Genomic DNA, 8,701 nt, shown 5'->3' with positions numbered 1-8,701 from the left:
TAGGACTCTCGCGAGAGTCCTACGTCCAGGTCGCGAGAGTCCTACGTTCGGAACACCCGGGTTCAACGCTCGGGAGGTGGACGCGCAGGTCGGTCAGAGGAGCCAGGTGACGGCGGCGCCCACCGCGACCAGGGCCAGGACGACCAGGACGATCGCCAGGCCCCGGGCCGTCTTCCAGGTGCTGTAGACGCCGCCCGCCAGGAAGCCCGCGAGGGCCAGCAGGCCGATGACCACGTACTCCTTGGGCACTACAGGACGCCCTTGGTGGACGGGACGCCACCCACGCGAGGATCGGGTTCGACGGCCGCGCGCAGCGCCCTGGCGATCGCCTTGAACTGCGCCTCGGTGATGTGGTGCGGGTCGCGCCCGTACTCCACCCGCACGTGCAGCGCGATGCCCGCGTGGAACGCCAGCGAGTCGAACACGTGCCGGTTCAGCACGAACGGGTAGTTGCCGCCGATGGTGAAGGCGTTGAACTGCTCCGGCTCGCCCACGTGCACGCAGTACGGCCGCCCGGACACGTCCACCGCCGCGTGCGCCAGCGTCTCGTCCATCGGGATCCACGCGTCGCCGAACCGGCGGATGCCCGCCTTGTCGCCCAACGCCTCCCGCAACGCCTGGCCGAGCACGATCGCCACGTCCTCGACGGTGTGGTGCGCGTCGATCTGCACGTCGCCGGTCGCCCGGACGACCAGGTCGAACGACCCGTGCACGCCCAGCGCGGTCAGCATGTGGTCGTAGAACGGCACACCCGTGTCGATCTCGACCTTCCCGGTGCCGTCGAGGTCGATCTCGACGTGCACCGACGACTCCCTGGTGGTCCGCTCCACCTTGCCGACCCGGCTCACCGGCCAACCTCCTTGCTCGCCGCGAGGAACGCGTCGTTCTCGTCCGGGGTGCCGACCGTCACCCGGAGGTGCCCGGTGATGCCGACGTCCCGGATCAGCACGCCGCGTTCCAGATATGAACGCCACGTGGCGTGCGCGTCCTCGAACCAGCCGAACAGCACGAAGTTCGCGTCGCTCGGCACGACCGAGAAGCCCATCCCCGCCAACGAGTCCACCACCCGGTCCCGCTCGGCCGCCAACCGGGCCACCGACCCCAGGGTCTCCGCCGCGTGCCGCAGCGAGGCCCGCGCCGCCGCCTGCGTCAGCACCGACAGGTGGTACGGCAGCCGCACGAGCTGCAACGCGTCCACGACGGCGGGCGCGGCGGCGAGGTAGCCCAGCCGCCCGCCCGCGAACGCGAACGCCTTGCTCATGGTCCGGCTGACGATCAGCTTCGCCGGGTGCTCGTCCAGCAGCGCGACCGCGCTCGGCCGCGAGGAGAACTCGACGTACGCCTCGTCCACCACGACCATCCCGGGCGCGGCCTCGATCAGCACGCGCAGGTCGTCGAGCGGCAGGCTCTGCCCGGTCGGGTTGTTCGGGCTGGTCACGAACACCACGTCCGGCGCCCGCTCGACGATGATCGCGGCGGCGCGCTCGACGTCCAGCGAGAAGTCCGCGCGGCGGGGCGTCGGCGCCCACTCCGTGCGCGTGCCCGCCGCGATGATCGGGTGCATCGAGTACGACGGCTCGAAGCCCAGCGCCGACCGGCCCGGCCCGCCGAACGCCTGGAGGATCTGCTGCAGCACCTCGTTGGACCCGTTGGCCGCCCACACGTTCGCCGACGTCAGCGGCACCCCGGTGGACGAGGTCAGGTAGGCGGCCAGGTCCTCGCGCAGCGCCACCGCGTCGCGGTCCGGGTAGCGGTGCAGCTCGCCCGCGACCGCCGCGACCTCCCGCACCACGTCCTCCACCAAGGCGGGCGTGGGCGGGTACGGGTTCTCGTTCGTGTTCAACCGGACGGGCACGTCGAGCTGCGGTGCGCCGTACGGCGTGCGGCCGCGCAGGTCGTCGCGCAGGGGGAGGTCGCTCAGCTCCACCCGCGAACCGATGCCGCGCCTCATGACGCCCCCGCCGGGACGAGCGCGGCGACGGGGCGTGAACGGGTCGGCGTCATCCGCGGAACCTCGCCGTGACGGCCTGGCCGTGCGCGGGCAGGTCCTCGGCCTCGGCCAGCGCCACGACGTGCGACGCGACCTCGCGCAGCGCGTCCTCGCTGTAGTCGACCACGTGGATGCCGCGCAGGAACGTCTGCACCGACAGGCCGGACGAGTGCCGCGCGCACCCGCCGGTGGGCAGCACGTGGTTGGAGCCCGCGCAGTAGTCGCCCAGCGACACCGGCGAGTGCGGCCCCACGAAGATCGCGCCCGCCGCGCGCACGCGGGCGGCGACCTCGCGGGCGTCCGCCGTCTGGACCTCCAGGTGCTCGGCGGCGTACACGTCCACCACCCGCAGGCCCGCGTCCACGTCGGACACCAGCACGGTGCCGGACTGCCTGCCGCGCAACGCCGTGCGCACGCGCTCGCTGTGCTTGGTCGCGCCGGTCTGGCGGTCCAGCTCGGCGTCGACCGCGTCGGCCAGCTCCTCGGACGTGGTCACCAGCACGCTCGCGGCCAGCGTGTCGTGCTCGGCCTGGCTGATCAGGTCGGCGGCCACGTGCACCGGGTCCGCCGTGCCGTCGGCCAGGATCGCGATCTCGGTCGGCCCGGCCTCGGAGTCGATGCCGATCAGGCCGCGCAGCAGGCGCTTGGCCGCGGTCAGGTAGATGTTGCCGGGGCCGGTCACCAGGTCGACCGGCTCCAGGACGGCGCCGTCGGTGTCCGTGCCGCCGTAGGCCAGCAGGGCGACCGCGAGCGCGCCGCCCACGGCCCACACCTCGGTCACGCCGAGCAGCGCGGCGGCGGCCAGGATCGCCGGGTGCGGCAGGCCGCCGAACTCCGCCTGCGGCGGCGAGCACACCACCAGCGACTCGACGCCCGCGATCTGCGCCGGCACCACGTTCATGACCACGCTGGACGGGTAGACGGCCAGGCCGCCGGGCGCGTACAGCCCGACCCGGGACACCGGCACCCAGCGCTCGGTGACCGTGCCGCCGGGGACGACCTGGGTGGTCGTGTCGACCCGGCACTGGTCGCCGTGCACCTTGCGGGTGCGCGCGATGGACTCCTCCAGCGCCGCGCGCACCGGCGGGGCGAGCTCGGACAGCGCGCGCTCCAGCTCCGACGCGGGCACGCGGATGGCGTGCGGGCGGACCTTGTCGAACCGCTCGCCGTGCTCCAGCACGGCCTCGACGCCACGTTCGCGCACGTCGTCGACGAGCGGGCGGACCTGATGCAGCACCGCGTCCACGTCGACCTCGGCGCGCGGCAGCGCGGCACGCAGTTCGGCGGGTGACGGGACACGACCTCGCAGGTCGATGCGGTTGAGCATGCCCACCAGGGTAAGGCTTGGGCTATTCCGTCAACTGTCACCCCGCGCCCGAGTGGTGAACCCGACAAACGGGGGCTACCTCGAATTGTGATCGGCGGGCCACGCTGCGTGTGCACTCTCCGTCGCAACCCCTGCTGATGATGGAGGCTTGATGTTCACCAAGCGGCGCGGCCTTGTGGCCGCCGCGCTGGTCGCGAGCGTGGCCCTGGTGCTCCCTGCGCACCCCGGGTCGGCGCAACCGGCGACCGCGCACAACCCCGAGCGGACCGTCTTCGAGGTCACCGCGAGCACGCCCGAGGCGCGGACGAAGGTCGCCCGCACCGGCGTCGACGTCCTCGGCCAGAGCGGCGACACCCTGACCGTCGTGGCCGAACCCCGTCAGCAGTGGGCGCTGCGCGCGACCGGGCTGCCGATGCGCTCCACCGGTGACGCGGACGCCCAGCTCGCGAGCCTGGGCCAGGCGGACTTCACCGACCCCGAGCTCGGCGCGCTGGACTTCCCGTCCGGCTACACCGGCTACCACAACTACGACGAGATGGTGGCCGAGCTCAACCAGACCGTCCGCGACCACCCGAACCTGGTCACGCTGCGCAGCATCGGCAAGTCGTACCAGAACCGCGACCTGTGGATGATCAAGCTCAGCGACAACCCGTCGGTCGACGAGGCCGAGCCCGAGGTGCTGTTCACCTGCAACCAGCACGCCCGGGAGCACCTGACCGTGGAGATGTGCCTGCACATCATCCAGCGGTACACCGACAACTACGCGACCAACTCGGCCATCAAGAACGCGGTCGACAGCCGGGAGATCTGGATCATCCCCAGCGTCAACCCGGACGGCGCGGAGTACGACATCGCGTCCGGCTCGTTCCGCGCGTGGCGCAAGAACCGGCAGCCGAACTCCACCTCCACCGGCACCGACACCAACCGCAACTGGGGTTACCAGTGGGGCTGCTGCGGCGGCTCCAGCGGCACCGGGTCGAGCGAGACCTACCGCGGCCCGTCGGCGTTCTCCGCGCCGGAGACGGCCCGGATCCGCGACTTCGTCGGCTCCCGCGTGGTCGGCGGCGTCCAGCAGATCAAGACCAACATCGACTGGCACACCTTCTCGGAGTTGATCCTCTGGCCGTACGGCTACACCTACAACGACACCGCCGCGGGCCTGGACGCCACCCAGGCCAACGTGTTCCAGACGATGGGCAACCGGATGGCGTCGCTGAACGGCTACACGCCGCAGCAGGCCAGCGACCTGTACATCACCGACGGCAGCATCGACGACTGGATGTGGGCGACGCACAAGATCTGGAGCTACACGTTCGAGATGTACCCGGCGTCCGCGAGCGGCACCAGCGGCTTCTACCCGCGCGACACCCAGATCGCCACGCAGACCTCGCGCAACGACACCGCGGCACCGGCCAAGAGCTCGCGCGCGGCCTCCCGGTACGCGGGCAGGAACACCGCCGCATGCGCCTCGAGCGTCGCGTCGAGCAGATCCCGGTGCAGCCGGTTGTCCGCGCGCAGCACGAACGCCGCTGCGGCGGCGATCAACCTGCGCCCGAGTTCCCCGTCCGCGGAGCTCGCGGCTTCGAGGGCGGACAAGACGACTTGGACGCTGCCGCCGCCTGGGGTGGCGCTGCGGAAGTACGCGATCCTCCTGGCTGCCTCGAGTCCCACCCGGTCGGTCCGCTCTAGTTGGACCGCTACCTGGGAGTTCAGCAGTTCATCGACGAGTTTGGCCTCCTTGACGCCCAAGCCGTCCCGGCTCGCCAAGTCGAGAGCGGATGCCACGATCCGTGTGCCGAGCCCACTGTCGATGACGAGGTGCGCCGGCACTTGGCGCAGCAGTCGGACCGCGTCCTCGGGCGACGGGTCTTGCGGCCACAGCACCGAGCCGAACCGGCGCCAGTCGACTCCGTCGCGGCGGGAAGGGTCCGTCACCACTCGCACCGGATCCCGGTCGCCGCTCCGGACGAGCACGAGGTCGATGAGCAGCCTCGTCCTCTCCGACGCGCCCGCCTCGAGCGCCCGCGCCACCTCCGGCGGTAGTTTGGTGGCCAACCGGGCGATCTCGTCCTGGTCTGCCAGCTTGCGCTCCAGCACGCGCGCCAGCGCGCCGAGCAGGGGACGCTGTTCGCACAGCCGCTGCACCATCTGGGCGGGCGGCGAAGCGCGCAGAGAGGGCAACACGACGTTCTCCGCGATGTCGTCCAAGTCTGTCGTTGACAGCTCCGGCAGCCACAGTCGGTCCCCGCTGACCAGTGCTGCGACGAAGTAGGCGCCGAACAGCTTCGCGGGCACCGGCTCACCCCGGTGCCGCGCCGTGCGCAGAACCTCCGACCACCCCAAGACGTCCACCGGGCCTCCGGCGTCCTGCACCGCGTCCGCGATCCGCGGCCAGGTGTTGGCGGGCAGGCCAGTCGGCAGCCGGTCCACGGCGAGGCGAACGACCGCCAGCAGCATCTCGTCGTCCACCTGCGTGCTCACCGACAGGTCGTGCACCATCTCCAGCAGCACCGCGAACGTGTCCAAATCGGCTGCGGTGAGACGCGGCTCCACCCGATTTGCGAGGTCGAGGGCGGCAGCCACCGTGTCGCGTTCCCAGAGTTGACCGATGACCGAGGCATACCGCGTGCCGCCGGGGTCCTGCTGCTGCGGCGCGGTCAGGTCAATCGTGGTGAAGTCGCCGTAGGCGGGCAGCCGCACGTCGGGTGTCGTGCAGCTGAGCAGCGCGCCAGACTCCTCCGGCCGTGCCGTATAGGTGGTGAACGAGATCTCCAGGCACAGCGGGTGCGGCAGGGACCGGCAGGTGGCGGCGACCCACAGTGCGGCGGACCGGTCGTCCGGCACCACCAGCACCAACCTCCCGCGCCCGCTGGCGAGCGCGCGTTGGGTCCCGCTGATCACCTGCTCCAGCCCTTCGGCGCCACCTCCGGTGATGACGAACCGCCGCGTGTTCGCCTGGTTCGCTTCGTCGCCCGGCATGAGCGCGGTCAGCTCGGGCAACGCGCTGCCGTCGCTCCTGGAGTCCACCCACTCTTGACTGCGCCACAGGTCGATCGGCAGCACGTCACCCAGTTCGCGCTCCACGTCGTCGAACAGCAGCGCGTGCGCGAAGTAGTTGCCCATCCGGCCGGGGAAGTCGGCGCCTGTGTACCGGCTTTGGAACACCGTCGCGCCTCGGCCCACGGCCGCGTAGCCGAAGGCGACGGGGAAACCGCTGAGGTCGTGCTCGTGGAGCCGTCCCACCAGATCGGGCCCCGGCTCGTAGGCGCTGGCCCGGACTGCGAGCTCCACCAGCGGCCGTGGCGTGCCGGGTGTCATCGCGCTGACCTGGAATCCCTGGATGCCCTCCAGGCCGTCCTCGCACGAGGTGTAGTGCAGTTGGCGTACCGTCATCATTTCCCCCTGGACCTGATCGCCCCGAACCGGGCCAGCAACCACAACATGGGGTCCTCCAAGCGGTAGGGGTGCACACCGGTGGGTGCCAGTCGGGTGCCGCTGACCGGCGCAGCGCCGAGCGCGGACAGCCCGAAGTACCGGTAGGTCCGGAAGGCGTTGGCGACCGTGCGGTCGAACGCCGGGTCGTACCACCGATCGAGCCAGCCGCGGATCTCCTCGTGGACATCGCGGCCGTCGTGCTCGTCGTAGACGCCGTCGTGGCGGGACGGACGGCGCAGCGGAGACTCCGTCCCGAACGTGTCGCGCAGCAGGTCTACCTTGGTGAGCGCGATGGCAAGCGGTGTGCGGAGCAGCTTGGTCGACGCGCCGCGGCCTCGTTCGCGCAGCAGCTCACCCAAGCGGTTCACCACGTGCAACTGCTCGGTGAAGGCGTTCTTGGTGGTGGTCCCGATCATCTGCCTGACCCGGGGCATCTGCATCGGATCGAGCAGCAGGATGATCCCCTCGGCCGCGTCCAGGTAACTGATCAGCTGATCCATCGCCTGTGCGCGGGCCACGTCCTCACCGGCGGTGTCGTAGAAAACCGTCACCACCGGTGTCACGCGCACCGGGCCGATTCTGCGGCGCTGATGAAAGCGGAGGCTGAACATCAACGGCTCCGGGGTGGTCCGGAGCGCGGTGGGCGTCGGGTTGACCGGACGACCCTCGTCGAACAGCGGGGTGGCGAAGTCGCGCGCGTAACGCATCCTGGACGCCTCGCCCAGCAGGTCGAGGGACATGCCGGTGAACCTGGCGCTGACGTCGCCGCGCTGGAACTCGTGCACCAGCACCCCGACCCAGGTGCTCTTGCCGGAGTCCGACGAGCCGATCACCGCGATGTTGCGGCCGCCGCTGTCGATGTACTCGCGCAGGAGGTCCTTCCCGCATTCCGGACACACGCGACGGCCCTGAGGCGGATTGCCGTGGGGGCAGCGGCCCTTCTTCAGGTCGCCCTCGGCGAACCTGGTGGCCTGGTCACCACACCGCTCACCACAGCTCATTCGAAGGTCGGCGCGCTTGTGCGTGGTCCAGCAGTAGGGGCACTTCGTGGTCGTCATCACGCTCCTCACACGATCAGGTCGTCGGGCCGTGACGGGACGAGCACGACGTGCTCATCGAGCGAGAACGCCCGCAGGTGCACTGGCTTGCGCAGGCTCCGAGGAACCTCGAATTCTTCGTCGCGCGCCGGTTCTCCACCTTCCGCGCGCAGCAACACCTCGCCGTCGTCGGGGCTCATCGGCCGGATGCCCGACTTCGCCACCAAGACCAGGTCCGGCTGCTCGCCCTGCACCGACAGGACGCGTCGGCGCGAGAACGGGCGGGCGCGGCGGATCGAGTAGTGGAGGGTGCCGACGGCCACCTCCCGGTCCAGCACGAGTGGGCCGAAGCTCGGCACCCCGTCGACCGACTGCAAGGTGCAGACCCCGAACCAGTAGTCACCCGCCGGCACTGCGACAGACACGCCGCGGCTGTCGTAAACGACCCTGGTGACGTCCATGACCGACGCCTGGGGGTCAGTCGGTCCGGCAGGCTTGACCGCCTGCCGCCACACCACGCGGGCTGTGGTGGCGCCTTCCGGCCACTCCCAGGTGAGCCGCACCGTCGCACCGAGCCGGTCCAGTCGCAGCGCGGTCACCGGGCTGCGACGGGCGTCCAACTCGAACGGGGTGCCGATCGCGGCGAGGTCGCCGAGCACCGTGATGGGCACGAGCGTGCGCTGCTTGCCGGGCGTGGAGACCCGCCCACGCAACGTTCCCCGCCCACTCAGGTCGGCACGCACGGGAACGCCGTGCCTGCGGGCCCGTCGCGCGGACACGACACCGGGCTCGGGTGGATGCTCGCCAGGCCTCAGCTCCAGCAGTTCGACGTCGCCGCGCTGCGGTGCCGTCCACCTCGCTACAAGATCGTCCCGGTCGAACTCGGCGACGAGGTCGACCACCGCGGTCGGA

Annotated in this window: 7 protein-coding genes and 1 pseudogene; 1 reads left to right on the top strand and 7 read right to left on the bottom strand. The window is 71.0% G+C overall.

The window, feature by feature from the left end; genetic code table 11:
* Nucleotides 1-93 precede the first annotated feature (93 nt).
* The 4 genes from AB0G02_RS18580 to hisD are packed head-to-tail and all read right to left on the bottom strand — an operon-like array spanning nt 94 to nt 3,317.
* Nucleotides 94-249: a hypothetical protein gene (locus tag AB0G02_RS18580; protein WP_360795643.1), complete on the bottom strand. Its 156-nt coding sequence runs from the start codon at nt 247-249 to the stop codon at nt 94-96.
* Nucleotides 249-848: an imidazoleglycerol-phosphate dehydratase HisB gene (hisB, locus tag AB0G02_RS18575; protein WP_360795640.1), complete on the bottom strand. Its 600-nt coding sequence runs from the start codon at nt 846-848 to the stop codon at nt 249-251. Before hisB ends, AB0G02_RS18580 begins: the two co-directional genes overlap by 1 nt.
* Nucleotides 845-1,951, bottom strand: coding sequence for a histidinol-phosphate transaminase (locus AB0G02_RS18570; protein ID WP_360795637.1), 1,107 nt, complete (start codon nt 1,949-1,951; stop codon nt 845-847). The genes hisB and AB0G02_RS18570 overlap by 4 nt, the downstream gene beginning before the upstream one ends.
* A 49-nt stretch (nt 1,952-2,000) precedes the next feature.
* Entirely contained in the window at nt 2,001-3,317 is a 1,317-nt protein-coding gene (hisD, locus tag AB0G02_RS18565) for a histidinol dehydrogenase (protein WP_360795634.1), read from the bottom strand.
* A 151-nt stretch (nt 3,318-3,468) separates the two neighbouring features.
* On the opposite strand from hisD, the pseudogene AB0G02_RS18560 reads away from it, so the two are divergent.
* Nucleotides 3,469-4,722 (top strand): annotated as a pseudogene (locus tag AB0G02_RS18560) (M14 family metallopeptidase); the annotation flags it as partial.
* Here AB0G02_RS18560 and AB0G02_RS18555 read toward each other — a convergent pair.
* The 3 genes from AB0G02_RS18555 to AB0G02_RS18545 are packed head-to-tail and all read right to left on the bottom strand — an operon-like array spanning nt 4,671 to nt 8,532.
* Nucleotides 4,671-6,710: a hypothetical protein gene (locus AB0G02_RS18555; RefSeq protein ID WP_360795631.1), complete on the bottom strand. Its 2,040-nt coding sequence runs from the start codon at nt 6,708-6,710 to the stop codon at nt 4,671-4,673. The pseudogene AB0G02_RS18560 and the gene AB0G02_RS18555 sit on opposite strands and share 52 nt — an antisense overlap.
* Nucleotides 6,710-7,810, bottom strand: a complete 1,101-nt coding sequence (locus AB0G02_RS18550) for a hypothetical protein (RefSeq protein WP_360795628.1) — start codon at nt 7,808-7,810, stop codon at nt 6,710-6,712. The genes AB0G02_RS18555 and AB0G02_RS18550 overlap by 1 nt, the downstream gene beginning before the upstream one ends.
* Nucleotides 7,811-7,818: 8 nt before the next feature.
* Nucleotides 7,819-8,532, bottom strand: coding sequence for a hypothetical protein (locus AB0G02_RS18545; RefSeq protein WP_360795625.1), 714 nt, complete (start codon nt 8,530-8,532; stop codon nt 7,819-7,821).
* Nucleotides 8,533-8,701: the final 169 nt, after the last annotated feature.

Origin of the sequence: Actinosynnema sp. NPDC023658 (genome assembly GCF_040639995.1) — a bacterium.
In the GTDB taxonomy this organism is placed as follows: domain Bacteria; phylum Actinomycetota; class Actinomycetes; order Mycobacteriales; family Pseudonocardiaceae; genus Actinosynnema.
Note: the sequence above shows the minus strand (reverse complement) of the source record. Positions and strands in the feature narration are given on the sequence as shown.